The sequence below is a fragment of the Variovorax sp. AB1(2024) genome (assembly GCF_037482385.2).
GTDB lineage: Bacteria > Pseudomonadota > Gammaproteobacteria > Burkholderiales > Burkholderiaceae_C > Variovorax.
This window is the reverse complement of sequence record NZ_JBBHKP020000002.1, coordinates 738,558-764,847: the sequence shown is the minus strand read 5'-3', so window position 1 is coordinate 764,847 and position 26,290 is coordinate 738,558. Positions and strand designations below refer to the sequence as shown.

At 70.4% G+C, this 26,290-nt stretch carries 23 protein-coding genes; 9 read left to right on the top strand and 14 right to left on the bottom strand.

The genetic code is table 11. From position 1 onward, the window contains the following. The first annotated feature begins 5 nt into the window (after positions 1-5). The 6 genes from WIX39_RS30420 (at position 6) to WIX39_RS30395 (ending at position 6,897) form a co-directional block, all read left to right on the top strand. A complete protein-coding gene (locus tag WIX39_RS30420) occupies positions 6-1,025 on the top strand; it encodes a LysR family transcriptional regulator (RefSeq protein WP_081269278.1) in 1,020 nt (339 codons plus the stop codon). A gap of 124 nt (positions 1,026-1,149) precedes the next feature. Beyond that, entirely contained in the window at positions 1,150-2,739 is a 1,590-nt protein-coding gene (locus WIX39_RS30415) for an AMP-binding protein (protein ID WP_409196810.1), read from the top strand. Positions 2,740-2,756: 17 nt separating this feature from the next. Then, the gene (locus WIX39_RS30410; protein ID WP_081269280.1) at positions 2,757-3,992 is read left to right on the top strand and encodes an acyl-CoA dehydrogenase family protein; all 1,236 of its coding nucleotides are present in this window, start codon (positions 2,757-2,759) and stop codon (positions 3,990-3,992) included. 35 nt (positions 3,993-4,027) lie between these two features. Next, complete coding sequence (locus tag WIX39_RS30405; protein WP_409196809.1) at positions 4,028-5,026, top strand: Bug family tripartite tricarboxylate transporter substrate binding protein; 999 nt, start codon at positions 4,028-4,030, stop codon at positions 5,024-5,026. A gap of 99 nt (positions 5,027-5,125) precedes the next feature. Continuing rightward, complete coding sequence (locus tag WIX39_RS30400; RefSeq protein ID WP_285413705.1) at positions 5,126-6,223, top strand: alpha/beta hydrolase; 1,098 nt, start codon at positions 5,126-5,128, stop codon at positions 6,221-6,223. An 89-nt stretch (positions 6,224-6,312) separates the two neighbouring features. After that, entirely contained in the window at positions 6,313-6,897 is a 585-nt protein-coding gene (locus WIX39_RS30395; RefSeq protein ID WP_409196808.1) for a lipocalin family protein, read from the top strand. 15 nt (positions 6,898-6,912) lie between these two features. On the opposite strand, the gene metC is transcribed toward WIX39_RS30395, so the two are convergent. The 4 genes from metC to WIX39_RS30375 form a co-directional block, all read right to left on the bottom strand. Beyond that, complete coding sequence (gene metC / locus WIX39_RS30390; RefSeq protein WP_409196807.1) at positions 6,913-8,127, bottom strand: cystathionine beta-lyase; 1,215 nt, start codon at positions 8,125-8,127, stop codon at positions 6,913-6,915. Between the two features lie 44 nt (positions 8,128-8,171). Then, the gene (locus WIX39_RS30385; RefSeq protein WP_409196806.1) at positions 8,172-9,197 is read right to left on the bottom strand and encodes a Bug family tripartite tricarboxylate transporter substrate binding protein; all 1,026 of its coding nucleotides are present in this window, start codon (positions 9,195-9,197) and stop codon (positions 8,172-8,174) included. A 64-nt stretch (positions 9,198-9,261) separates the two neighbouring features. After that, positions 9,262-10,851, bottom strand: a complete 1,590-nt coding sequence (locus WIX39_RS30380; protein ID WP_409196805.1) for a rhodanese-like domain-containing protein — start codon at positions 10,849-10,851, stop codon at positions 9,262-9,264. Between the two features lie 86 nt (positions 10,852-10,937). Continuing rightward, positions 10,938-11,528, bottom strand: coding sequence for a hypothetical protein (locus WIX39_RS30375; RefSeq protein WP_409196804.1), 591 nt, complete (start codon positions 11,526-11,528; stop codon positions 10,938-10,940). A gap of 106 nt (positions 11,529-11,634) precedes the next feature. On the opposite strand from WIX39_RS30375, the gene WIX39_RS30370 reads away from it, so the two are divergent. Beyond that, a complete protein-coding gene (locus WIX39_RS30370) occupies positions 11,635-12,528 on the top strand; it encodes a LysR substrate-binding domain-containing protein (RefSeq protein WP_285413701.1) in 894 nt (297 codons plus the stop codon). Positions 12,529-12,574: 46 nt separating this feature from the next. Further along, the gene (locus WIX39_RS30365; RefSeq protein WP_409196803.1) at positions 12,575-14,674 is read left to right on the top strand and encodes a TonB-dependent receptor; all 2,100 of its coding nucleotides are present in this window, start codon (positions 12,575-12,577) and stop codon (positions 14,672-14,674) included. On the opposite strand, the gene WIX39_RS30360 is transcribed toward WIX39_RS30365, so the two are convergent. The 5 genes from WIX39_RS30360 to WIX39_RS30340 all read right to left on the bottom strand — a co-directional run bounded on the left by WIX39_RS30360 (position 14,662) and on the right by WIX39_RS30340 (position 20,094). Continuing rightward, the gene (locus WIX39_RS30360; protein WP_409196802.1) at positions 14,662-16,248 is read right to left on the bottom strand and encodes a diguanylate cyclase domain-containing protein; all 1,587 of its coding nucleotides are present in this window, start codon (positions 16,246-16,248) and stop codon (positions 14,662-14,664) included. The genes WIX39_RS30365 and WIX39_RS30360 overlap by 13 nt on opposite strands. 118 nt (positions 16,249-16,366) lie before the next feature. Further along, positions 16,367-17,224 (bottom strand): fumarylacetoacetate hydrolase family protein, encoded by an 858-nt coding sequence (locus WIX39_RS30355; RefSeq protein WP_409196801.1) that lies wholly within the window; start codon positions 17,222-17,224, stop codon positions 16,367-16,369. A 49-nt stretch (positions 17,225-17,273) separates the two neighbouring features. Next, positions 17,274-18,026 (bottom strand): IclR family transcriptional regulator, encoded by a 753-nt coding sequence (locus tag WIX39_RS30350; RefSeq protein ID WP_234383163.1) that lies wholly within the window; start codon positions 18,024-18,026, stop codon positions 17,274-17,276. Positions 18,027-18,044: 18 nt separating this feature from the next. Then, entirely contained in the window at positions 18,045-19,526 is a 1,482-nt protein-coding gene (locus WIX39_RS30345; protein WP_409196800.1) for a bifunctional 3-(3-hydroxy-phenyl)propionate/3-hydroxycinnamic acid hydroxylase, read from the bottom strand. Positions 19,527-19,536: 10 nt separating this feature from the next. Next, positions 19,537-20,094, bottom strand: a complete 558-nt coding sequence (locus WIX39_RS30340; RefSeq protein ID WP_285413695.1) for a VOC family protein — start codon at positions 20,092-20,094, stop codon at positions 19,537-19,539. A 148-nt stretch (positions 20,095-20,242) separates the two neighbouring features. On the opposite strand from WIX39_RS30340, the gene WIX39_RS30335 reads away from it, so the two are divergent. Then, positions 20,243-21,232 carry a Bug family tripartite tricarboxylate transporter substrate binding protein gene (locus tag WIX39_RS30335; RefSeq protein WP_285413694.1) on the top strand — a complete coding sequence of 330 codons (990 nt, stop codon included), beginning with the start codon at positions 20,243-20,245 and terminating at the stop codon, positions 21,230-21,232. 51 nt (positions 21,233-21,283) lie between these two features. Here WIX39_RS30335 and lplT read toward each other — a convergent pair whose 3' ends face one another. From lplT to WIX39_RS30310, 5 genes are read right to left on the bottom strand one after another with little or no spacing between them, the layout of a single operon-like run. Beyond that, positions 21,284-22,483: a lysophospholipid transporter LplT gene (gene lplT, locus WIX39_RS30330; protein WP_409196799.1), complete on the bottom strand. Its 1,200-nt coding sequence runs from the start codon at positions 22,481-22,483 to the stop codon at positions 21,284-21,286. A gap of 2 nt (positions 22,484-22,485) precedes the next feature. Then, the gene (locus WIX39_RS30325) at positions 22,486-23,340 is read right to left on the bottom strand and encodes a GNAT family N-acetyltransferase (protein ID WP_409196798.1); all 855 of its coding nucleotides are present in this window, start codon (positions 23,338-23,340) and stop codon (positions 22,486-22,488) included. Between the two features lie 9 nt (positions 23,341-23,349). Further along, complete coding sequence (locus WIX39_RS30320; protein ID WP_409196797.1) at positions 23,350-24,444, bottom strand: hypothetical protein; 1,095 nt, start codon at positions 24,442-24,444, stop codon at positions 23,350-23,352. After that, positions 24,444-25,394, bottom strand: a complete 951-nt coding sequence (locus WIX39_RS30315; RefSeq protein ID WP_106938081.1) for a methyltransferase — start codon at positions 25,392-25,394, stop codon at positions 24,444-24,446. The genes WIX39_RS30320 and WIX39_RS30315 overlap by 1 nt, the downstream gene beginning before the upstream one ends. Continuing rightward, positions 25,388-26,284, bottom strand: coding sequence for an iron-containing redox enzyme family protein (locus tag WIX39_RS30310; protein WP_409196796.1), 897 nt, complete (start codon positions 26,282-26,284; stop codon positions 25,388-25,390). Before WIX39_RS30310 ends, WIX39_RS30315 begins: the two co-directional genes overlap by 7 nt. Between the last annotated feature and the right edge of the window lie 6 nt (positions 26,285-26,290).

Sequence of the window (26,290 nt, the reverse complement as noted above, 5' to 3'; positions counted from 1 at the left end):
AGTTGATGGAACTCCGATCCCTGCGCTACTTCATCGCCGTGCTCGAGGCGGGCAGTCTCTCGCGCGCCGCCGTGGCGCTTTATGTTGCGCAGCCCGCGCTGACGGCGCAGATCAAGAAGCTGGAGCTCGAACTCGGCACGCAGCTGTTCGAACGCTCGCACGCGGGCGTCACGCCCACGGCCGCCGGCCTGCAGCTCTACCAGGATGCGCGCAAGCTGCTGTCGGATGCGAGCGCGATGCGCGATCGCCTGCAGCGTCCGCCCGAGGGGCCGGAGGGCTCGGTCACGGTCGCGGTGCCGTTCCTGCTGTCGTCGCTGCTGCTCGGCCCCGTGCTGGCGCGGCTCAAGCGCACGCATCCGCGCATCCGCGTGTTCGTCATCGACGACCTGAGCCTGATGGTGCGCAAGGCCATGGTCGACCGTCGCGCGGACATCGGCCTGCTGGTCGATACCGAGTACCTCAACGGGCTGGACGTGACACCCTTCGTGCGCGAGCCGATGTTCATCTGCGGCTACGACCCCGGCGGCGAAGTGGCCGCGATGACGCTGCCCTCACCGGGCGGGAAGAAGCAGGGGCGGGGCAAGGCCGCCACGTCGCGGCGCCCCATGCTGCCGTTCGCGCGCGCTGCCGGGCTGCCGCTCGTGCTGCAGTCGCGCCGCTTCAGCATCCGCGCGAGCGTGGAGGCGGCGGCGAACGACCTGGGGCTGGAACTCAACATCGCGCACGAGCACGATTCGGCCCGCGTCATCCGCTCGCTGTACCTCGCGGGCGCGGGCTTCACCTTCTCGCCGGCCTGCGCGATGGCCGATGCGCCGCCTGCCGGCGGCGGCTGGCTCGCCGCGCGCGTGGTGCAGCCGGATCTGGCGCGCACCTACTACCTCGCGACCTCCTCGGCGCGCGAGCCCGACCCCGCGACGCGCGCCGTGATGCAGGTGCTGGTCGACGAGACCCGCGCGCTGATCGACGCCGGCCGCTGGGAGGCCGAGTTCCTGCCAGGCCGGCGCGGCAAGACGGCCGGGCCATAGCCGCGAGCGCGGGGGCTCGGGCTGGCCATCATCTTTTTTGATGGCCGCGCATCAGCAATCGGTATTTGTTGTCCAGCGCCGTCTGCGGCGAAAGTCGCCCGTACCGCGTGCTTGTGGCACGCGCATGAAGGAGACAACCTTGCTGCCCCCAGCCGCCCATGAGATCGCCAATGTCGGCGCGCTCGTATCCCGCGCCGCGCGCATCCACGCCCGGCGCCTTGCCGTCACGAGCGCGTCGCGCGCCGTCACCTACCAACAGCTCGAGCAGCGCTCCAACCGGCTGGCCAACGCGCTGTGCGGCCTGGGCCTGCAGCGCGGCGATCGCGTGGGTGTCTACCTGCCCAACTGCATCGAGATCGTCGAGCTGGAGCTGGCCTGTTACAAGGCGGCGCTGGTGAAGGCGCCGATGAATGCACGCCTCGCGCCCGTCGAGGTGGCCGAGGTCATCGCCAACAGCGAGGCTGCGCTGGTCGTCACCACCGCCGAGCGGGCAGAGAGCTTCCTGCCGCACCTCAAGGGCGCCGCGCCGCGCCTGCTGCTGCTCGACGCCGGCCAGGACACGCCCGCTTCCTACGAGGGCCGCATGGCGGTGGCCAGCGACAGCTTCGCCGCCGCGCGCGTGCATGCGGACGAACTCGCGGTGCTGCACTACACCTCGGGCTCCAGCGGCGTGCTCAAGGCGGCCATGCAGACCTTCGGCAACCGGCTCGCGCAATTGCGCAAGTTCTTGATGCGCGCCGACAACCCACGTCCCGGCGATCTGCTGGGGCTGGTCGGGCCGATCACGCATGCGTCGGGCATGCAGCTGGTGCCGGCCCTGTGCAGCGGCGCGACGATCCGCCTGTTCGCCGGCTTCGAGCCCGCGCGCTTCATCGCCGAGATGAAGCGCGAGCGCGTGACCCACACCTTCATGGTGCCCACCATGATCAACATGCTGCTGGCCGAAGTGCAGGGCCAGTACCGTCCGCTGCCCGACCTGCACCGGCTGGGCTACGGCGCGGCGCCCATGGCGCCGGCGCGCATCATGCAGGCGATGGACGTGTTCGGCCCGGTGCTCTCGCAGGGCTACGGCGCGGGCGAGACCACCTCCGGCGTGTGCGGCCTGAGCGTGGACGACCACCTGTTCGCGCGCGCCGCGATGCCCGAGCGGCTGGCCTCGTGCGGGCGCCCCTTCCTGGAATCGCAGGTCGACATCTGCGACGACGAAGGCCGGCCCGTGGCGGCGGGCGAGATCGGCGAGATCGTGGTGGGCGGGGCCGACGTGTTCGCGGGGTACTGGCGCGCGCCCGAACTCACGGCCGAGGTGCTCAAGAACGGCCGCTACCACACCGGCGACCTCGCGCGCGCCGACGACGAGGGCTACATCTACATCGTCGACCGCAAGAAGGACATGGTGATCAGCGGCGGCTTCAACGTCTACCCGTCGGAGGTCGAGGCCGTGCTCTACCAGCATGCGGCGGTCGACGAGGCCTGCGTTTTCAGCGTGCCCGACGACAAATGGGGCGAGGCCGTGGCGGCGCATATCGTGCGCAAGCCCGGCGCCGTGCTCGACGCCGCCGCGCTCGATGCCTTCTGCGCCGAACGGCTCGCCGGCTTCAAGCGGCCCCGGCGCATCGAGTTCGTCGACGCGCTGCAGAAGAACGCCAACGGAAAGATCGCGCGCAAGGCCATCCAGACGCCGTACTGGGCCGGGCACGACCGCCGCGTGAACTGAGGAGCAGCGAGAACACCATGAATGCCGAAACCATGACCCCCGGGCCCACCTTGGCGGCCGACGTGCGCGCGCCGCTCTTCGACGGCCCCTTCGAAGGCTCGCCGCGCGCGGCCGAACTGATCGCCCGCATCGGCGACTTCCTGAACGGCGAGCTTGCCGCGCTGGTGCATGAGAAGGGCATCGACCACGAGCACAGCCCCGACAAGGCGACGCTGCAGCGCGTATGGCGCCGCTCGCACGAACTCGGCTTCTACGGCATGACGCTGCCCGCGCAGATGGGCGGGCTCGGGCTCTCGCTGCTCGACCATGTGCTGATCAAGGAGTCGATCTATTCGAGCGGCTCACCGCTCGCGCCCCATGTGTTCGGCGAGCTCAGCGGGCCGCCGCGCGTGGGTGCGCTCGCGCGCTTCGCCTCGCCCATGCAGCTCGCGAAGTTCATCCTTCCCGTGGCGCAGGCCGAAAAGGCCATCTGCTTCGCGCTGACCGAAGCCGAGGCCGGCTCCGACGCCGGCGCCGTGCAGACGCAGGCGCGGCGCGAGGGCGACGTCTTCGTGCTCAACGGCCGCAAGCGCTTCATCTCGGGTTCGCCCTTCGCGGACTACGCGGTGCTGATGGCCTCCACCTCCGACAGCCCGGAGCGCCGCGAGGTCTCGGCGTTCTTCGTCGACCTGGGCCAGCCCGGCGTGGAGGTGCAGTCGGGTTACAAGACGATGGCCGGCCAGTCGACCACCGGCGACATCGTGCTGACCGATTGCCGCGTGCCGGCCACCCACCTCATCGGCGAGACCGGCCGGGGGCTTGCGCTGGCACTGGGCCGCATTGCCGTCAACCGGCTGCTGCATTGCCCCGGCATGGTGGGCCTTGCCACCGTGGCGCTGAAGGACGCGCGCGACTACGCCCGCACGCGCCGCCAGTTCGGCCGCCCGATCGCGGAGTTCCAGGCCATCCAGCATTCGCTGGCCGACATGGCCACGCAGCTGGCCGCGGCACGCGCGCTGATGATCTCGACCGCGCGCCAGCTCGACGCCGGCGGCGACGCGCGTGCCGATGCCTCGATGGCCAAGCTGTTCTGCTCCGAAGCCGCGTTCCGCATTGCCGATGCGGCGGTGCAGATCCACGGTGGCGAAGGCATCGTGCAGGGGCGCCGCGTGGAGTTCCTGTTTCGCATGCTGCGCATGTACCGGGTGCTGACCGGCACCAGCGAGATCCAGAAGAACATCATCGCGCGCGAACTCATCGGCGAGGCGAAGTAGCCGCCGCACAAAAAAATCCCAGGAGACAAAAGACCGTGCAAACCCATCTCACGCGGCGCGCGCTGTGCCGCGCGCTTGCGACCTCGCCCTTCATTCCCCTGCTGCCGCTGGCCGCAACGGCCGCGAACGCGGCCGACCACTGGCCGAGCCGGCCCATCAAGTGGGTCGTGCCCTACCTGGCCGGCACCGGCCCCGACATCGGCGCGCGCATCCTGGCGGAGGCGGCCGGGCCGTTGCTGGGCCAGCCGATCATCATCGAGAACAAGGGCGGCGCAGCCGGCAACATCGGCGCGCGGCAGGTAGCGCGCGCCGCGCCCGACGGCTACACCTGGATCTACTCGGCCGGGCCCATGGCCGCCAACGTCCGGATGTACAAGAGCCCGGGCTACGACGTGATGAAGGACTTTCGCCACGTCATGCGCATCACCACGTCCGACGTGCTGCTGGTCGTGGGCGAGTCGTCGGGCATCGGGTCGGTGCAGGAGCTGATCGACAAGGCGCGCGCCAACCCCGGCAAGCTCGACTACGCTTCGGGCGGCGTGGGTACGCCCTCGCACCTGGGCGTGGAGCTCTTTCTGCATGCGGCGGGCATCACCGCCACGCATGTGCCGTACAAGGGCGCGTCGGAACTGGTGAACGCGGTGCTGGGCAACCAGGTGAGCTTCGGCATGCCCATCTTCGCGGTGGCGTATCCGCACGTCAAAGGCGGCAAGCTCAAGGCGCTGGGCGTGGCGGGCGCGAAGCGCAACCCCGCGCTGCCCGAGGTGCGCACGCTCGCCGAGCAGGGACTGCAGGGCGTCGAGCTCACGTCGTGGGGCGGCCTCTCGCTGCCGGCCGGCACGCCCGACGCGATCGCGAACCGCATCTACGAAGTGTTCAGCGGCCTGCTCAGGGAGCCGAAGGTGATCGCCGCGCTGACGGAGCTGGGCAGCCAGGTCATGCCGTCGACGCCGCAGGACTACCTGCAGGTGATCCGCAGCGAGATCGACCTGACGGGGCGGATGATGAAGAGTGCGGGGATTTCGCCGCTGTAGCACGCTTGTCTCCTGTGCGTACGCACAGGCGGGTTTCAACGGAGGCCAGTGGCGCAAGGGCGGTGAGAGCATGGCGCGACAACACAGGAGCCCAAACCGATGAACGTCGCCATTCCACGTGTCGCAGCGCTGCTCGCGGCCCTCGTGCTCGCCGCGTGCGCGCAAACCCCGCAGACCTATGCCGACAAGGCCACCGCGCAGGCCGCCGCCAACGCCCAGCCCGGTGCGCGGCGCTCGCCGGCGCAGGTCAGCCCGGTGCCGGTCAACGAGGTCAGCCCGCAGATGCAGGCGCTGATCGCGGGTCCGTATCCGTCGCACTTCAATGCGGCGCCGCGCAACGCGGCCGAGTGGAAGGAGCTGGTCAACCGCCGTGCCGCGCCGGTGATCGCCGCGATTCCGGCTTTGAAGGAAAAGCTCGGCGTGTCCGTGCAGTCCGTGAAGATCGCGGGCGTGAACGCCTTCGTCGTCACGCCCAACAGGATCGCGCCGGGCAACGAGAAGCGGCTGCTGATGCATGTGCATGGCGGCGGCTATGTGTTCGGCCCCGGCGAATCCGCGCTGCCCGAGGCCATGCTGCTGGCCGGCTTCGGCGGCTACAAGGTGGTCTCGGTCGACTACCGCATGCCGCCGGACCATCCCTACCCCGCGGCCATGGACGACGCCATGGCCGTCTGGAAGGAGCTGCTCAAGACCAACAAGCCGCAGAACATGGCGGTGTTCGGCACGTCCACCGGCGGCGCGATGACGCTCGCGCTGGTGCTGCGCGCCAAGGCCGAGCGCGTGCCGCTGCCCGGCGCCATCGCGCCGGGCACGCCGTGGTCCGACATCGCGAAGATCGGGGACACCTACCAGACCAACGAATGGATCGACAACATCCTCGTCACCTGGGACGGCTGGCTCGGCCGGGCCGCGCTGCTCTACGCCAACGGCCGCGACCTCAAGGACCCGCAGCTTTCGCCCATCTACGGCGACTTCAAGGGCTTTCCGCCCGCGATCCTGACCACCGGCACGCGCGACCTGTTCCTGTCGAACACCGTGCGCACGCACCGCAAGCTGCGGCGCGCCGGTGTCGAGGCCGAGCTCAACGTGTACGAAGGGCAGTCGCACGCGCAATACGGCATCGATGCGAACGCGCCGGAAACGCGCGAGGCGTTCGGCGACATCGCACGCTTCTTCGACAGGCACCTGGGGCGCTAAGTAGGCAGGTCAGGCAAGGCGCCGTCCGACGCGAGATGCCCCGCGGGGCCGGTACGCTTCGCGCTCCGATTCCCCCCTGTGGAGGCACGATGAAGCGATCCCTGCGAACTTTCCTGGCCAGCCCGCCCGTTCTCATCGCCGCGGGCGCGGCGGTGGCCTTGCTCATTGCGGGCTGCGCGGTCTCGCCGCCCACGATCCCGCCGGTCAAGCAGGTCGACCTGCAGCGTTTCATGGGCGACTGGTACGTGATCGGCAACATCCCGACGCGGCCGGAGCGCAATGCCTTCAACGCGGTGGAGTCGTACACGCTGCAGCCGGACGGGCGCATCGACACGCGTTTTCGCTACCGCGAAGGCGCGTTCGACGGCCCGCTGAAGACGATGAACCCGGTCGGCAGCGTGGTGCCGGGCACCGGCAACGCGGTGTGGGGCATGCAGTTCATCTGGCCGGTGAAGGCCGAGTACGTGATCGTCGATGTCGACAGGGACTACCAGCTCACGATCATCGGCAGGAGCGATCGCGACTACGCCTGGATCATGGCGCGCACGCCGACCATTCCCGAGCCGGTGTACGAGGCGGCGGTCTCGCGGCTGAAGACGCTGGGCTATTCGACGGACAACCTGCGCCGGGTGCCGCAGCGCTGGCCCGAAGGCGCCGCGGCGGCTGCGAAGTAGCCGCGCAACGGGCGATCAGCCGGGGGCTTGCGCGTTCAGCGCCGCGAAGCCGCGCGCCAGGTCGGCCGTGAGGTCGGCCGGCGACTCCAGCCCGATGTGCAGCCGCACGACCGCGCCGCGCCCGCTCCAGTCGGTCACGCTGCGTGCCGCGCGCATGTTGGTCCAGGCCACGAGGCTCTCGTAGCCGCCCCATGAAGAGCCGCGCCCGAAGAGCGTGAGCGCATCGACGAAGCGCTCGACCGCCGCGTTGCCGATGCCCGGCTGCAGTTCGATCGACAGCAGCCCGTTGGTGCCCTTGCAGTCGCGCTTCCAGAGGTGGTGCCCCGGGTGCTGCGGCAGCGCGGGGCAGAACACCGTCGCCACCTCGGGCCTGGCCTCGAGCCAGTGCGCCACGTCGAGCGCATGGCGCTCGTGCACCTGCAGCCGCGCCGACAGCGTGCGCATGCCGCGCAGCACCAGCCATGCGTCGTCGGGGCTCACGGTCATGCCGAAGGCGTCGCAGCGCTCGTTGAGCGGGCGCCATGCGGCCTCGGTGGTCGCGACCGTGCCCATCATCACGTCGGAGTGGCCGCCGAGGTACTTGGTCGCGGCCATCGTCGAGATGTCCGCGCCCAGCGCGAGCGGGCGGTACTGCAGGCCCGACCCCCAGGTGTTGTCCGCCGCCAGCAGCGCGCCGCGCGCATGGGCCAGCGCCGCGAGCCGGGGCAGGTCGCACATCTCGTAGACCAGCGAGCCGGGGCATTCGGCGTACACCAGCCGGGTATCGGCTTCGAACAGTTCCTCGATGCCGCTGCCGTCCGCCGCGAAGAAGCTGCTGCGGATGCCGTAGGGCGCGAGGAACAAAGTCACGAGGTTGCGCGTGGGCTCGTACACGCTGTCCGACATGAGCACGTGGTCGCCCGGCTTCAGGTACGACAGCAGCACCATGCCGATGGCGGCAAGGCCCGTGGGAAAGAGCCGCGTGCGGTAGGCGCCTTCGAGTTCGCTCACCGCGTCTTCGAGCGCGAAGGTGGTGGGGGTGCCGCGCGCGCCGTAGCTGAAGACGCGTTCCTCGTCGCGCCGCGCGCGGGCGTCGCGCATCGCGCCCACGCTGTCGAACAGCACGGTGCTGGCGCGCACCAGCGGCGTGTTGACGGGGGCGCCGCCGGCATACGAAGGCGTCTTGCCGGTGCGCGTGAGCCGGGTGTCGAGGGACTGGCCGGCGGGGTCGTCGTGGTGCGATGCGGACATGGTTCGATGAAGGGCGAAAGTGGGCGGCAGGCCGCTATGTTGCGTCAATCCGCTTTGGCACCGGAAAGCTTGACGATGCGCGACCAGCGTTCGATGTCCTGGCGCAGCTGCGCCGCGAAGGCTTCGGGCGTGCTGGCCACCACCTCGCTGCCGCCGTCGGTGACGAGCTTGGCCACTTCGGGCAGGTGCAGGGTGCGCACGATGGCTTCGTTCAGGTAGGCCACGCGTTCGGGCGGCGTGCCGGCCGGGGCGAAGAAGCCGTACCAGTCCTCGAAGCGCGCGCCGGCGTAGCCCAGTTCTTCCAGCGTTGGCGCCTTGGCGAACACGCCGATGCGGCGCGGGCTGGTGACGGCCAGCACGCGCAGCTTGCCGTTCTGCACCATCCCCGCCACCGACGAGGTGGAGGTGACCAGGATGTCGACCTGTCCGCCGAGCAGGTCGGTCAGGGCCGGGCCGGCGCCCTTGTAGGGCACGTGGGTCATGGCGATGCCGTTGTCCTTCGACAGCACCACGCCGACGAGGTGCGACAGGGTGCCGTTGCCGGGCGTGGCGTAGGTCACCTTGCCGGGGCTGGCCTTGGCCTTGGCGGCGAGGTCGGCAAAGCTCTTGAGCGGCGAGTTGGCGTCCACCACGAGCGCGAGCGGCGCGGCGTTGATCTGCGTGATCGGGATGAAATTCTTGATCGGGTCGAAACCGGGCGATGCGTAGAGCGAGGGGTTCACCGCCATGATCGACACCTGCGAGGTGAGCACGGTGTAGCCGTCGGGCCTGGCCTCGGCGACGGCCTTGGCGCCGATGTTGCCGCCCGCGCCGCCGCGGTTGTCGACCACCGCGGCCTGGCCCATGACTTCCGGCAGGCGCGTGGTCACCAGGCGCGCCGTCGCGTCGTTGCCGCCGCCGGGCGGGAACGGCGAGACGAAGCGGATCGTCTGCGACGGAAACCCGTTGCGCGGCGCCAGCGTTTCGGCTGCAGCGGCAGCGGGCTGCAGGGCGGATGCCGCGAGCCAGGCGGCAAGCGCCGTGATACCGGCGAGACGGACAAGATGCGGGATGCGGCTGGCGAACGACATGACAGGACTCCTGGAATAGGAACGGACAAGGACGAACAGAAAGGGCGGCGGGGAAAGGCGGGCGTCAGCCCTGGGCGTGCGGCGCGGCGGCGGGTGGCAGCCGGAAGGCGGCGCGCTCCTGCGCATCGAGCTGCGCGACGAGGCCGGTCTCCCATGCGAGGTAGCGGCGCGCGGCTTCCTTGTTGCCGTCGTGGCGGTCGTGCACGAAGAACAGGTAGTCGATGCAGTCCGCGTCTGCGGGCAGCGCGGGCGTGGCCTCGACCGGCAGGCCGGCGGCGCGCCATGCGGCCATGCCGCCTGCGAGCAGCAGCGGCGCGGGAGCGCGGCCCGCGAGTTCGGATGCGGCGGCCCAGGCCGCGAGCGATGCGTCGTCGGCCACCAGCACGATCTGGCGCGGCTCGTGCTGGAGGTCGCGGGCCAGGCGCGGGCGGATCGACCAGCGCGCCTGCGGGATGTGGCCGGCGCGAAACTGCATGCTGCCGCGCAGGTCGACCAGCGCGACGTCGTCTTGCTCGAGCCGCGCGGCGAGCGTCCGCGCGTCGATGGTGGCCAGCGCAGGCGCGGCCGGCGCGTCGGCGGGTGCCAGCGACAGTCCGCTTGCCAGCCCGCCTTCGAGCACGCTCGCGTCATGCCCCATCTGGCGCAGCCAGCTCGCGACGGTCGGTGCGCGCACGCCGTCGTCGTCGAACAGCACGAGGCGCGCGTGGCGCACGCCGAAATACTGGTCGCCGGCCTGCATCAGCTGGCCGCCGGGCGTGTGCTGCGCGCCGGGCAGGCTGCCGGCCGCGAATTCCTCGGGCGTGCGCACGTCGCACAGGAACAGGCTGCGCTGCGCATCGCCGGCCCACTCGCGCACGGTCTGCGCATTCACGCTGGGCACGCCGAAGCGGGCGGCCAGCGCCTGGGCCGCGGGGCGCAGGTCGGTGTTGCCGCTGTCGTCGGCATAGCGGCGCGTGCCGCCGTGCTCCAGCACATGGTCGCCGAGGTACCAGCCCTGCGTGCCGTTCTCCAGCGCGTAGACCGGGTTCGGCAGGCCCAGGTTGATGAGCGTCTGCGCGCCGATGATGCTGCGGGTGCGGCCCGCGCAGTTGATGACGATGGGCGTGGTGGTGTCGGGCACCAGCTGGCGCACGCGGTAGGCCAGCTCGCCGTTGGGGCAGCAGGTGGCGCCGGGGATGTTCATCTTGTGGAACTCGCTGACGGGGCGGCCGTCGAGTACCACCACCTTGTCCTTGCGCGCCAGCATCTCGGCGAGCTGGCCGGCGCTGATGCGCGGCGTGTGATAGGCCTCCTCTGCAAGCTCGCCGAAGGTCTTGGAGGGCAGGTTGACGCCCGCGAAGAGCACATGGCCCGCGGCCTTCCAGGCACGGGCGCCACCCTGCAGCACATGCACGGCGCCGTAGCCCAGCGCGGCCAGTCGTGCGGCGGCGCGCTCGGCCACGTCGGTGTCGCCTTCGTCGTAGACCACCACGCGGACGCCGCGGCGCGGCACCAGGCGCGGCGCGTCGACCTCCAGCCGGCTGAAGGGCAGGGGAATGCCGTAGAACAGGTGCGCCTCGCCGTACTGGCCGTGCTCGCGCACGTCGAGCAGCGCGATCTCGCGGCCGTCGTGCAGCCAGGTCTTGAGGGTCTTCGGGTCGATGAAGGAGGTCATGGGGGCAAGTCGTTGGGACGAACGAGGTCCTGCGGGGGCGTTGTGCGCGGCCCGCATGAAGAAAAAAGAAGGTTGGAGGGGGCGCCTCAGCGGCGCGTCTGCACGCCGATGCCCATGGTCTGGTACGTGCCCGCCGCCAGGTCGTAGGCGGTGCGGCTGTTCAGCGTTTCCAGTGCGCGGCCGTACATGTGCAGGTGGCGGATCACCTGCTCGCCCTGGATCTCCACCGAATGGATGTCCTCGGGCATCAGCGCGATGCCCCGGCCCGGCGCCACCACCACGAGCGCGGTTTCCTCGAGCTTGCCCACGCCGGGCACGCTGCCGTCGTCGGTGCGCGCGTACACGCGGTTGTGCTCGGTGCCTTCCACGGCCGCGATGCAGGCCCAGGTGGTGTGGTTGTGCGGCACGATCTTCTTGCCCGGGCGCATGACGTTCAGGTAGAGCGCATAGCTCTGGTCCGGGTCCTCGGCAATGAGGTAGCGCGCCTGGTGCTCGCCGGCCTCGGGCGCCGGAAAGTCGGCGGCGCCCCAGTACTCGGCGTGCGCGGCCAGGTCCTGCAGGGAGGCAAGGACCGTGTCGAGCGTTTCCCGGGTCGCTTCAGCGCCGCCGATGGCTTTCTTCATGGTGGCGATGGACGCGGCGACGGCCTTCTTGCGTTGCTCGGACGGGGTGCTCATTCGGTTTCTCCAGTGGGGTTGCCTGTTTGGTGTGCATTCACTGTAGTGACGGCGGCGTGACGCAACAATCCAGGCGGCGCAAGAAACACATTAATAAAATTGATGCATGCCCACGCTCGACCTTGAACTCCTGCGCTCCTTCGCCGCCGTGGTCAGCCACCACAGCTTCGCGGCGGCGGCCGTCCACCTGGAGCGCACGCAGTCGGCCGTGACGCAGCAGATGCAGCGGCTCGAAGAGCAGATCGGCCATCCGCTGTTCGTGAAGCAGGGGCGCCAGAAGCGGCTGACGGAGCACGGCGAGCGGCTGCTCACCTACGCGCACCACATGCTGGCGCTGAACGACGAAGCGCTGCGCAGCCTGCGCCAGGGCCAGCTGGAAGGCAACCTGCGCATCGGCGCGCCGCACGACGTGGCCGAGACCATGCTGCCGCTGCTGCTGACCGAGGTGGCGCGCACCTCGCCGCTGCTGCAGCTGGACATCCACATCGGCCGCAGCCCCTACCTCATGACCTCGCTCAAGAGCGGCGAGGTGGACATGATCATCTCCAACCGCGCGGACGAGCAGTCGCAGTTCGAAGGCGTGGTGCTGCGCAACTCGCCCACCGTGTGGCTGTGCGCCGCGAGCTATGTGCACGACCCGGCCAAGCCGGTGCCGCTCATCATGGCCGACGGACCGAGCATCTTCCGGCGCATCGGCCATGAGGCGCTCGACGCGGCAGGCGTGGCCTGGACGCCGCGCTACACCTCGTCGAGCCTGATCGGCATCAAGGCCGCGCTGCGCGCGGGGCTGGGGGTGACGGCACGCGGCGTGGAGCAGCTCGACGCGGGCCTGCGCGTGCTGGGCGCGGGCGACGGCATGCCGCGCCTGCCCGACCTGGCCTACCACCTTTACGTGCGCAGCCACGTCGTGAACCCGGTCACGCGGCAGGTGTTCGAGACGCTGAAGAAACACCTGCGGCTGCCGCCCGCCGACGAATCCAGCAAGGGTTTCGCCGCGTAACCGATGTGCTTGCGTGCAACAACATCGGTCGGAGACAAGGGCATTCATGAACTTCTCATCTCGCGCGGCTTCGCGCCTCCCGCGGCCGTGGCTGCTCGGCGCGCTGTTCGGCAGCGCGGCGGCCTGCGCGCAACAGCAGAGCCATCTGCCGGAAATCCAGATCGTCGGCCCGCGCGATGCAGCCATCGGCACGGCCGACAGTGCGAGCGAGGGCGCGGTGGAGCGCGAGTCGTTCCAGTCCAGGCCCAAGCTGCGGCCCGGCGACATCGTCGAGGCGGTGCCCGGCGTGGTCGCCACGCAGCATTCAGGTGACGGCAAGGCCAACCAGTACTTCCTGCGCGGCTTCAACCTCGACCACGGCACCGACTTCGCGGTGACGGTCGACGGCATGCCGGTCAACATGCCCACGCACGGCCATGGCCAGGGGTATGCCGACCTCAACTTCCTGATTCCCGAGCTGGTGTCGGGCGTGCGCTACCGCAAGGGACCCTACTTCGCGCAGAGCGGCGACTTCTCGCTCGCGGGCAGCGCGTCGCTCGACTATTTCAGCGCGCTCGAATCGCCCTTTGCCGAAGTGACCGTGGGCTCGCACGACTTTCGCCGCCTGCTGGCCGCGGGCTCGCGCACCGTGCAGGACCAGACCTGGCTCGGCGCCATCGAACTCGAAGGCAACAACGGCCCCTGGAACGTGCCCGAGAACCTCAGGAAGACCAACGCCGTGCTGCGCTATTCGCAGGGCTCGCAGACGCGCGGCTTCAGCGTCACCGCCATGGCCTACAAGAGCCAATGGACCTCGACCGACCAGGTGCCCGAGCGGCTGATCGACAGCGGCGAGCTGCCGCGCTTCGGCAGCCTGAACCCGACCGACGGCGGCAAGACCCAGCGCTTCAGCCTGTCGGGTAAGTGGTTCGACAAGGGCCCGGGCGGCGACACCGAGTTCAGCGCCTACGCCATCGACTACCGCTTCGACCTGTTCTCCGATTTCACCTACTTCCTCAACAACCCGGTCAACGGCGACCAGTTCGAGCAGACCGACCGCCGCCGCATCTTCGGCGCGCAGGGCTCGCACGCGATGGTCAACAAGATCGCGGGGCTCGACGGACTGCTGAGCTTCGGCGCGCAGTGGCGCGGCGACCGCATCGGCGAGGTCGGCCTCTACGACACCGAGGCGCGCCAGCGCCTGGGCACCGTGCGCAACGACAAGGTCTCGCAGGACCTGTTCTCCGTGTATGGGCAGCAGCTCGTCAACTTCAGCGACCGGTGGCGCGGCTACGTGGGCCTGCGCGGCGACGCGCTGCGCTACAACGTGCAGGGCCGAGAGCCGGTGTATGGCCCGCTCAACAGCGGCAAGGGCCACGATTCGCAGCTGAGCCCCAAGTTCGGCCTGGCCTTCTCTCCCACGCCGGCGCACGAGTTCTATCTGAACGCGGGCGTGGGCTTCCACAGCAACGACGTGCGCGGCGCCGTCATCGCCGCCGACCCGCGCAGCGGCCTGCCGGCCGACCGCGTGCCTGCGCTGGTGAAGGGCCGCGGGGCGGAGATCGGCTGGCGCTTCCAGCCCGACGAAGACCTTACCGCCACGGTGGCGCTCTGGAAGCTCGGCCTGGCTTCGGAGCTGGTCTATGTCGGCGACGCGGGCACCACCGAGCCGGGGCGCGCGAGCACGCGGCGCGGGCTCGAGGCCACGCTGCGCTGGAAGTTCGACCGCGCCTGGCGCCTGGAGGTGGACGCCGCCGTGTCGCGCGCCCGCTTCAAGGGCGCGGCGCCCGAAGGCGAGGGCAACTACATCGACAACGCCGTCGAGCGCGTGCTGGCGGCCGGCATCACCTACGCCGAAGGCCCCTGGACCGCATCGCTGCGGCTGCGCTACATGGGCCCGCGCGCGCTCGACACGCTGAACAGCGTGCGCTCGCGCGCGGCCACGCTGCTGAACTTCGGCGCGCGCTATGCGGTCGACAAGCGCCTGACGCTGGGGCTCGACGTGTTCAACCTGGCGGGCCGCAAGGGCAACGACATCGAGTACTACTACGCCTCGTGCACCGCGGGCGAGGTGGCGGGCGGCACCTGCGGCGGCGGCGTCAACGACCGGCACATCCACCCGATGGAGCCGCGCAGCGTGCGGGTCAGCGCGCGCTACACGTTCTGAGCGGCCGCGACACAGTGGCCGCGCCCGTTCTGCTTGGCCCGGTACATCGCCTTGTCGGCGGTGGACAGCAGGTCCTGCGGGGTTTCACCGCCGCTGCCCAGGGCGATGCCGACCGACGCGCCGATCACGATCGGTGACCGCGCCAACTGCAGCGGCCGGGCGATCGCCTCGACGCATCGCCGCGCCAGCGCCAGGGCGTTCTGGTCCGCGGGCCCTTCGATGTCGGCGGCCAGCAGCACGAATTCGTCGCCGCCGATGCGCGCCACCGTGTCGGTCTGGCGCACCAGCGCCTGCAGCCGGCGCGCGATTTCCCGGAGGGCCTGGTCGCCCGCCTCGTGGCCGAGGGTGTCGTTGAGCATCTTGAAGCCGTCGAGATCGAGATAGAGCACGGCCACCCGGTGCGAATGCCGCCTGGCGCGCGCCAGCGCCTGCAGGAGCCGGTCGTCCAGCAGCTTGCGGTTGGGCAGGCCGGTCAGCGTGTCGTGATGGGCCAGGCGGGCCAGCGCCTCCTGGTTGTCCTGCAGCTTGGCCAGCAGCCGGTTGAATGCCTGGGTCAGGTGGCCGATCTCGTCGTTGCGCACCACCCGCAGCGGTGCGAGCGCGAGTTCGCCGCGCGTCATCCGGTCGGCCTGGTCGGCGGCGCGCAGCAGCGGGCGCAGCAGCCAGGCCATGATCAGGCCGATCACGACCAGCACCGCCGCCACCGCGGGCGCGCGCTGCTGCAGGATGAAGGTCTGCATGCGCCCCACCGGCGCCAATGCCTGCGCCACCGGCAGCCGCGCCACCACGAACCAGCCGCTGGTCGGCACCGACGCGATGGCGGAGATTTCCTCGATGCCCCTGGCGTTGCGGGTCGTTCCGCTGCCGCGGTAGCCGGCCATGGCCCGGTCGTGCAGGGGATTCACGCCCTCGGGCGGGGTGGGCGTGAGCGACATGCCGACGTCCGTGGAGGCCACGAAGATCCGGTCGCGCGGCGACACCACCAGGATGCCCCCGTCCTGGCCCACGCGCCCGCGCTGCAGGTGGTCGAGCAGGCCGTCGGCCGAAAGGTCCGCGGTGCCCAGCAGCACGGCGCTCACCCGGCCGGCGGCGTCACGCAGCGGCACGGCCATGGGCAGCACCGAGTGCCCGGAGGCGGCTGCCCGGGCACGGCCCAGCGCCGGCTGCCCTTGGCGCGCGGCCTCGAATTCCGGATCGTCCGTTGTGAGTTGGCCCGCGCCGTCGAGACGCCTGCCGGTGGCGTCGGCAACCTTCAGGCCGACCGGGAAGAGGGCGCTGAGGGTGCTGCGTTCTTCCAGCCAGGCCCGCAGCCGCTCGGGCCGGGCCAGGAGCTCGGGCGGCAGCGTGGCCGCCAGGCGCTCGAGGAACGAGAGGCGCTCGCCCAGGTAGTTGTCGACATCGCGCGCCACGTAGTCGGCCAGGGCCGTCTGCTGCACCGCCACCGACCGGGTCAGGTCTTCCCGCAGGAAGCGGGTGAGCTGGGTGTAACTGGCGGCGGTCCCCAGCATGGCCATCAGCAGACCCATCACGAGCAGGCGAACAACCAGACTGTTGGCAGATTTTCTGAGGTTCACTCGGGCGGTGGCGTCGTGGAGCGGATGTTGCGGACTGTAAACGAATTACTTCATCTTTTGCCCGAACCTTCTGCGCCGCCGCGACCGATCGGCCCGGGCTCCTGCCCGGCGGGGCGTGTCACTCCACGCGCACACCGTTGCGCAATACGCCGATCGCGTCGACCTCCACCTCGACACTGTCTCCCGCCTTCATCCACACGGGTGGCGTGCGCTTGGCGCCCACGCCGCCGGGCGTGCCGGTGACGATCACGTCGCCCGCGGCCAGCGGCATGAAGGCGGAGATGTGCGCAATCTGCCGGGGAATGCCGTGGATCAGCTTGTCGGTGGTGGTGCGTTGCATCTCCTGGCCGTTGAGCCGCGTGACCAGCGTCATGACCTGGCCGTCGGCGATCTCGTCGCGCGTGACCATCCACGGACCGAAACCACCGGTGCGCCAGAAGTTCTTGCCGGCCGTCCACTGCGGGGTCGCGGTCTGCCAGTCGCGGATGCTGCCGTCGTTGTAGCAGGCGTAGCCGGCGATGTGGTTCCACGCATCGGCCTCGGCGATGCGCCGTCCGCCCCGGCCGATGACGATGGCGATCTCGCCCTCGTAGTCGAGCTTGCTCGATTCGGGCGGCAGCACGATATCTTCGCCGTGCGCCACCTGCGACTCGGCCACGCGCAGGAAGAGCGTGGGCTTCTCGGTGATCTCGCGGCCGGTCTCGCGCACGTGCTCGCCGTAGTTGAGTCCCACGCAAACGATCTTGCCGGGGTTGGGGATCACGGGCAGCAGCTGCACTTCGCCCAGCGGGAGCGTGGCGTCGGCCTTGGCGATGGCGGCGGCGGCTTCGTCCAGCAGGCCGGCGGCAATCAGCGCCTTCAGGTCCGTCGCGCGGCTGCCGAAGATGCCGCGCAGGTCGGCAACGCGGTCCGCGCGCTCCCCTGTCACCGCACCGTAGCTGTCGATGCCGTTGTGTTGGTAGCTGATGAGTTTCATGGTCTGTCCGTGAGGCCCGCGAGGGCACGTGGTGGTTGTGGAAACGGGTTTACGCCAGGCGACCTCCAATGCGCGAAGCGCCCTCGGTGATCAGGTGAACCATCTTGTCGAGATCGACGATCGACAGGCGCGAGGTGTCGAAGACCAGCGAGATGGCGCCCCATGCGCCTCCATCGGCCTTCAGGATCGGCGCGGCGACGGCCGCGAGCTGCGGCTCGAGCTCGCCGATCGAGATGTAGTGGCCCGCCTTGCGGATCGCCGCGTAGTAGCGGCGGAACTCGCTCCACTCGGCGGGCAGCCCGCAGCGCACCAGCTCGTCGTGGCGGGCGTCGAAGACCTTGCGCAACTGCGCCGGCGCGAACGTGGCCAGCAGCACCTTGGGCGCGCCGCCCTGGAACAGCGGACGCGGCCTGCCGCGTCCGTAGGCCAGCGCGGGCGGCGCACCGCCCATCTCGCGGTGCGTGTCGAGCACCTGCATGCCGAACAGGCCCGAAGCGACGCAGTCGAAGCCGGTGGCCGCCACCAGCTCGCGCATCACCGGAATGCCTTCGCGCAGCACCGGGTCCGCCTTGCGGATGTAGTGGTCGAGCAGGATGATGCGCGGCCCCAGCGCGTAGTGCGAATCCTCCACGCGCTGCAGCAGGCCGGCCTCCAGCAGCAGCCGCACGTAGCGGTAGCCCGTGGGCAGCGACACGTCGAGCGCGGCCGAGATGTCGTCCGCCGTGCGTGTCAGGTGCGTGTCGTCGAACAGGTCGAGAACGCCTAGCATGCGGCCCAGGCTGGACAGGGATTTTTCCGGCACGCGATTTCCTCCAGGATGTCATGGCGCGACGGGGAGGTGTTGCGAGATGCGATCCAGATCGAGCCCCGTGCGCGCGACGCCGACGATATATCGGTCGGGCCGCAGTATCACCGCTTGCGCTTCCTGCGCGTCGAGCCAGTCGCGCAGCGGCGCGTCGGGCTGGTCGATGACCATCGCGTCGGCGCGTCGCCAACGCTCGACGGTGGCGGGAGCGGCGGCCGCGAGCGCGGCGGGTTGGCCGATGACCGCGCTGCGGCGACCCAGCAGGTCGTCGAGCAGCCGTCCGTCGCAAAGGCGCGGCTGCGGAAACGGCCGGCCCGCGGGCGAGCCGGGCTGCGCGTCGAAGGCGCCTTCGCCCAGCACCTGTGGCGGCAGCTCGAAGATCTCCGGGCGGCCTGCGCGGAACTTCGCGTCGCGCTCGGCGGCCAGCGCCGGGTCGGTGGTCTGGATGATGTTGCCCAGCCGCACCGCCAGATCGATGAGCGCGCGCACATGCGGTGCGCGTTCCGACTCGTACGTGTCGAGCAGCGCATCGGGGGCCTGACGCGCCAGCACCGCTTCGAGTTTCCATGCGAGGTTGGCCGCGTCGCGGATGCCCGCGCACATGCCCTGGCCGAGGAAGGGCGGCGTCTGGTGGCAGGCGTCGCCCGCCAGCAGCAGCCGGCCGTGGCGCCAGCCCTGCGCAATGACGGAATGGAAGGTGTAGATGGCCGCGCGTTCCAGCCGCGCCTGGTCGGGCCGCACCCAAGGCGCAACCAGCCGCCACAACGATGCGGGCTGCACCAGCGCTTCGCGGTCGTCGCCGGGCAGCACCATGATCTCCCAGCGCCGACGGTCGCCGACCACGTTGCAATAGGTCATGGGTCGTGCCGGGTCGCAGTGCTGCACCGTGTGCGTGGGCAGGTCGACCGGCTGGGTGAGCACCACGTCGAACACCAGCCACGGCTGGCGCAGCCCGAGGTCGAGCATCGCGCTGCCCATGTGCCGTCGCACCGGCGAGCGCGCGCCGTCGCAGCCGATGACGTAGCGCGCGCGCACGGCGGACGCCCGGCCGCTGCCGGTTTCGCGCACGGCCAGGGTGGCGCCGTCCGCGTCCTGCGAGACGCCGGTCACCTCGCTGCGCAGCCGCACCTGCACATTGCGAAAGCGCGCCAGGCCTTCGCGCAACACGGCCTCGAGCTCGGGTTGGTGAAAGTAGTAGTTGTTGGCGCAGCCGTGCGGCCCGAGCGCGGCGCTGCCGCCGCGTATCAGCATGGTCTCGCCCGCGCCGTTGACGAAGTGCATGCCCTGCTCGCCGGGGCGCGCGATGGCCAGGGCCTGCTCGCGCAGTCCCGCGCCCTGCAGGATGCGCAGCACCTCGCCGTCGAAGTGGATCGCGCGCGGCAGCGGGAACACGCCGGCTTCCCGCTCGAGCACCACCACCGACAGCCCCGCCGCGCCCAGCAGGTTGGCCAGCGTGGCGCCGGTGGGGCCGAGTCCGACGATCGCGACGTCGTGCATGTGCCGCGGCTCAGCCACGCTGGTCTTCTTCCATGCGGCGCGCCACCTCGGCCTGCCATTCGGCGCGGCTCATGAACTTCGGAAACCGCCTGGCGATGGCTTCCGCACGCCCAAGGATGACCTCGTCGGGCTGGGACAGGTCGACCGGTTCGCGCAGCGGCTGCTCGCAGTACCAGGGCGTGTCCATGAAGAGCTCGAGCCGGTTGCCCTCGGGATCGCGGCAATACACCGACACCGCGTTGCCGTGCGTCACCGGGTGCATGTCGCTCGCGCCCTCGGCCAGCAGCCGGTCGTGGAACTGGCGCAGCGTGGCGATGTCGGGCACCCGGAAGGAGATCTGGTTGACCACGTTGAAGCCCGCATCGGCCGGCCGGCCGGTGGCGAGCACCAACTGGTGGTGCTCACGCGGGTCCCGGCTCAGGAACACCAGCTGCACCGCACCCAGGTCGCCCGCGTCGGTCTGCGTGAAGCGCAGGGCCTGGCGGTAGAAGCGCGCCATGCGCGGGAGGTCGCTCACGTACAGGCCGATGTGGCTGAACTGCAGGTTCGATGGGCTGCTTTCGGTCAATTCAATGTCTCCTGGCGATAAAGCGGTCCGGTATCCGGCTCTGCATTGAAGAAATGATATGGCGATTATCGTATTTTGACAATACAACGCATTTATCTATCATTCGACCTCGTGCAAACGGCACGCAAGATCAACAGGAGACAAACCGATGAGAGTTCTGAAGATGACGGTCCGCCGCTGGATGGCCCTCGGCGTGATGGCCTCGGCCGGCGCAGTGGCCGGCGGCGCGGCGGCGCAGGCGGATTACCCGAGCAAGGCGGTGCGCATCATTGCCCCCTTTCCCGCGGGCAGCGGGCCCGACGCGAATGCGCGCGAGATCGCCGCCGAGCTCACGAAGATCCTGGGCCAGACCTTCTTCGTGGAAAACCGGCCTGGTGCCTCGAACATCATCGGCACCGAGGTGGCCGCCAAGGCGCCGGCCGATGGCTACTCGCTGTACATCGGCACGACCAGTTCGCTGTCGGTGGTGCCGCACCTGTACGCGAAGCTGCCGTTCAACGCCGAGAAGGATTTCGCGCCCGTCAGCCTGCTGGGCGTGCTGAACACCGGGCTCATCGCCACGCCCGGCGTCGAGGCGAAGGATGCGCGCGCGCTCATTGCGGCACTCAAGGCCAGGCCCGATTCAGTGGCGGTCGCGACGGCGGGCATCGGCAGCTATTCGCACCTGTCGGCCGTGTGGTTCAACAACGTCGCGGGCGTGAAGACCAACCTCGTGCCTTACAACAGCACCAGCCCCTACACCGATCTGATCGCCGGACAGGTGCAGGCCATGTTCGACGGCCTGCCCGCTGCGGCCGGAAGCATCCGCGCCGGCCGGCTGAAGCTGCTGGCCATCACAGGCAGCAAGCGGCATCCGAGCTTCCCCGAAGTGCCGACCTTCGCCGAGGCGGGCCTGCCGGACTACGCGCCCATCGCCTGGCAGGGCATCCTCGCGCCGGCCGGCACGCCCAAGCCCATCCTGGAGAAGCTCAGCGCCGCCATGCAGAAGGCCTGTCAGTCCGAAGAACTGGCGAAGAAGTGGCGCGACTACGGCGGTGAGCTGCGCTGCAACTCACCAGCGGAGTTCGCCGCCTTCATCCATGACGATCGCCAGATGTGGGGCCAGGTGATCAGGCAGGCCAACGTCAAGCTCGACTGACGCGCGGCCGGCCATCGAACGAGGAGGCACCTCCGGGTGCCCTCTTCGCGGCTATACGTTCTGCGCCGCCAGCGCATCGCTCGCCGGCCCCAGTCGGCGCGACCAGACGGTGATGCCGGCCATGGCCAGCACCAGGAAGCCGCCGAACCCCGCCAGCGTGGGCAGCAGCGGCGCATCGAAGTAGAGCAGCGCGCCGTACACCCCCAGCATGGCCAGGGAGGCCAGGCTTTCGTTGAAGTTCTGCACCGCGATCGACTGGCCCGGGTTCATGCGCAGCAGGCCGCGGCTTTGCAGCAGCGCATTCATCGGCACCAGCAGCAGGCCCGCGAGCGCGCCGATCGCCACCAGCAGCACGGCCGCGACGATGGGTTGCGTGACCAGGGTCATCAGCAGCACCGCGGCACCGAGCACCACGCCCAGCGGCAACGCGCGCCGGGCGCGCGGCAGCGGAAACCAGCGCGATGCGCCCAGCGCACCCAGTGCCATGCCGATGGCTACCGCGATCTGCAGCAGCGCCCCTTGCGACAGCTTCAGCCCCAGCCGTTCGGCGGCGAAGCGCAGCACCATGAACTGCAGCGTGGCGGAGGCGGCCCAGAACAGGCTGGTGACTGCCAGCGAGATGCGTGCGTCGGGGTCGCGCCACAGCAGCCCCAGCGAATGCCTGAAGTCCCGCAGCAGAAGGCCCGGATGCGCCAGCGCCGCGCGATCGCGTGCCGGGGTGTGCGGAATCGCCAGCGTGCACGCCGCGGCCAGCAGGTACACCGCGCCAATGGCCACCAGCGCCTGGCTGCTGCCGACCAGCGAGCTGCCGAGCGCCACGCCGAACAGGATCGACAGCACCGTGGTCGCCTCGATCCAGCCGTTGGCGCCCACCAGCGCGTCCTGCGGCAGCAGCTCCGGCAGGATGCCGTACTTGGCCGGCGAATAGGCGGCCGCGCCCAGGCCGACCAGCGCATAGGCCACCAGCGGCTGCACGTGCCAAAGCAGCAGGCCGCAGCCGCCGAGCTTGACGAGGTTGGTGGCCATCAGCACCCGGTCCTTGGGCGCGGCATCGGCCACCGCGCCCGCGAAGGCGGCCAGCAGCACGTAAGAGACGTAGAAGAACACCCGCAGCGCCGGCGTCATCCAGCCCGGCGTGTGCTGCTGCATGAGCAGGTCGATGGCGACGATCAGCAGTGCGTTGTCGGCCAGCGAGCTCAGGAACTGCGCCCCCACCACGGAGGCCAGCGCGCGCCGCGGGCGTGCGGCCATCCTCACGTGGACACGCCGCAAGGCACGCCGGAAGTCATGCCGGAAGTCACGCCAAAGAAGTGCTGGCGGTAGCGCGGCGCGACGTCGTCCAGCCGCAGCATCAGCGGGAGGTCGGCGGTGTTGAAGGCCGCGTCGAGCGCGGGCGGCCCGAGCAGGCGGGCACCGCAGCGCAGGTAGCCCTTGATGAGCGGCGGCGCGGCGGGCGCGGCGGCGTCGCTGCCGGCATCGGCCTCCAGGTCGGTGTCCAGCGGCAGCGCGATGCGCGGCTCGACACGCCAGCGCTGTTCGACCAGGTGCGTGCGGCACAGCCGGTGCCACAGCCGCGCGGCGGCCAGGCCGTGGTCTTCCATGCCGATGCTGGCGCAGCCGATCATGGTGTCGAGCCGGTGCTCGACCATGTACTGCCCGAGTGCCGTCCACAGCGCCATGATGACGCTGCCCGAGCGCCACCCGGCATCCACGCACGAGCGGCCCAGCTCCAGCGCGCGGCCGCGCAACGGCATGAGCGGGGTCAGGTCGAACTCGGTGTCGGTGTAGAAGCCGCCCGCGCGCCGCGCCGCATCGGGCGTCAGCACGCGGTAGGTGCCGATGAGCGGGCCGGGGCCGTGCTCAGGGTCGAGGGCGCGCACCAGCAGGTGGTCGCAGAAGGGATCGAAGCGGTCGGCGTCCAGCCCGGGGGGCGTGCCTTCGGGCGGTGCCAGGTGCGCGCCCATTTCCTGCGCGAACACGCGAAAGCGAAGCCGCTGGGCGTCGTGCAGGTCTTCCTCGCAGTCGGCCCAGCGCGTCTCCATCACCGGTGCGTGCGCGGCGTGCCGGTGGATCGGAAAAGCGTGCGGGGCGATGGTTTCCGTCTGCATGCTGATCTCTCAGTTGGAAGGCGGGTACCGCTCGACCAGGCGGTTCTGCCGCCGGTTGAGCCGTGCCAGCGCCAGCAGCCCGATGGGCCGCACGCCCCTCCTGCGCTGTGCGGCGCCGATGGCGAACAGCAGCCGCTGCTTCGCGAAGACCATGCGAAAGCCCTGCAGCACGCCGATGTCGGGGTCCCAGGCCTCGATGGCTTCGGAGCCCGCGCCGTTGATCTCCATGATGGTGAAGCCGCGACCGGCGGCCAGCTCGCGCAGGCTGTCGAAGCGCACGTCGAAGCGGCCGAAGTGAAATGCGGGCATGTCGCGCGCGATGGCATCGACGGCGCGCGCGAGCTCCGGCGTGGCCAGCGCCGCGCCGTTGCGGTAAAGCCCGCCGACGCGGGTCGAGCCGATGGTGGCCAGCCGCACGTGCTGCCCGGCGGCGGGCACGCTCGCAAGCGGCACGCGGCATTCGTGGCGCGGCGAACGCGCGATGCGGCGCGCGCGCGTGTCGGCCGCGATGAGCTCGCCCACGGTGCTGCGGCCGTCGCCGGTCACGCGCGGGAAGTAGCGCAGCGCCAGGCCGATGATGCGGCCCTCTTCCGTCACCGGATCGCGCGCGTAGAAGATGCCGGCTTCGCCCTCCTGCGGCAGGTAGCGCTGCAGTACCACCGTCTCGTCGCGCGGGAACACCGCGAGGTAGGCCCGCAGCGCGGCCATGTCGTGCAGCAGGCGCACGCCGTAGCCGCACAGGCCGAGGTTGGGCTTGACGACCACCGGGAAACCGAAGCCGGCGCGTTCCATGGCCTGGCGCAGCGCGGGCTCGGTGGCGGTGTCGTCGTTGCGCACGGCGCAGTGGTCGGCGGTGAAGGAGCGCGCGAGCGGGCCCATGCCGTCGAAGTACTCGAGCTTGCCTTCGCCCACCAGGCCGCCCGACGTGAGATGGGGGTTGGCCGCCGACGGCACGGTGACGCCGCCGTGGCGCACCGACAGCCACAGCCACTGCACGACCAGCGGCACGCAGATGAGCCACTTGGGCATGCGTTCGAGCAAACTGCATTCGCGCACCTGCGACAGGCGGCGCGCGTCGGGGCCGATGTCGAGTTCGGCGGCCACTACCCGTCTCCCAGCGGACGGCGGGCGACGAGGCCGACCGCGGCGATGCGGTCGATGTGCGCGTACACCGGCCGCTCCAGTTCCTCTCCGAACACGTCGGGGTCGATCTCCGCATACGACCACTCGAAGCCCGAGGCCGCGAGCAGCGGTTGCAGCTCGCGCAGGAAGGGATCTTCGCCGTCCACCATGGCCACGCCGGTGTACAGCAGCAGCCGGCCGCCCGGCGCAAGACGCTTCAGCGACTCTGCCGCGATGCGCACGCCCAGGGCTCGCCCGAGCCGCGCGCCGCCGTGCCGGTAGGCACGCTGCGCGGCGTCGTCGAGGTAGGGCGGGTTGGAGATGATGAGGTCGAACGTGCCCTGCACCGCCGAGAGTGCATCGCCCTGCGCCAGCGCCACGGGAATGCCGGCCACCTCCGCGTTGACGGCGGTGTATTGAAGCGCAAGCGGGTTGATGTCGTTCATGACCACCGTCGCCGCCGCGCCGGCTTCGGCCAGCGCGCGCGCCGCGACGATGCCGCCCGCACCGCTGCCGCAGCCGATGTCCAGCACGCGCAGCGGGACTGCGCCCCGGGGCTTGAGCGCTTGCAGGGCATGGCCGATGAAGCGCGCGAAGCGGCTGGTGTCGGGGCCGAAGAACACGGCGTTCTCTTCGACCGTGGGGTATGCCGAGTGGAAGAACAGGTCGTCGCCGAGGCTGGCGATTCGCACGGTGCTGCGCAGCAGCGAACCGTCGCGCCGCACGATGCCGGCCTGCTCCATGCCGGCCAGCAGCGCGGGCGGCAACGCACCCGCTTCGAACGGGAGGTTCCAGCCAAAGACGTCGCGCAACGTCGAACCCGGCTCACGACCGCGTCGCGCGAGCACGCGCTGGTGGGTGAGGGGGGTGACGGTGGTGAAGCGATAGCCCGTGGCCGCCACCTGGCGCAGTACGCCGGCGGCGTTCAGCATGCGGCGGCCTCCTCGATCTGCAGTTCCGCCGCATAGCGCGCGAAGCAACGCGCCCCGCAGGCCAGCCGCATCAGCGCGCCCTCGGCGATGAACTGCCCGCAGGCCGGGTCGTCCTCGACCAGCGGGCGGATCACTTCGCGCAGCCAAGCGCGTGCATGCGACACGTCGAGCGCCGCATGCAGGTCGAAATAGGCGCGCGCGCGGCCGCTCAGGCCCAGGCGGCGCATGCCGGTCGCCACCTTCTTCACGCGGCCCGGCGCGGTGAGCTCGATCACGCCGAGCGCGCCCACGGCGTGGTACGCATAGCGCCGCGAGGTCGCAAGACCCACCATGGTGTTGGCCAGCGCGAGCGACTCCCACGCCGTGGTGTCGATGGCCGGATGCAGGTCGAGTTCGCGCACCATCTGATCGAGCATCTGGCCGTGCATGGCGCCTTGCTTGCCGTGGCCCATCTCGTCCCAGAAGTTGCGCGCGCACTCGAGCTTGGGCTGCGGCGGCAGCTTGACCTGGGTGAAGGCCAGCAGGTCTTCGAAGCCCGCCTCGCCCGCAGCCTCCTGCGTGAGGAACCAGCGCATCTGCGCCAGCGTGGCTTCTTCCGCCAGCCAGTCGAACAGCGGGTGGTGCTGGCCGGGGCCGGTGCGCTCCAGCGTCTCGAACCAGCTCGCGAAGTGGTCCGCATTGCCGGCCGCGGCGGACGCCGCCACCTGTACCTGGCTGCGCAGGGCTTCGAGGAAGTCGCCTTCCAGCAGCCGGTGTTCGTACTCGCGCGCGAGGTCTTCGCGCCACTGCGGGGAAGGAGTGCCCGGCTTCAGCCGGGCGGCGTTGAAACGGGCGAGGCGCCGGTGCAGCAGCCGTTGCGCGGCCGGGTCCGTGATGTCGTCTGCGGACATGGGCGA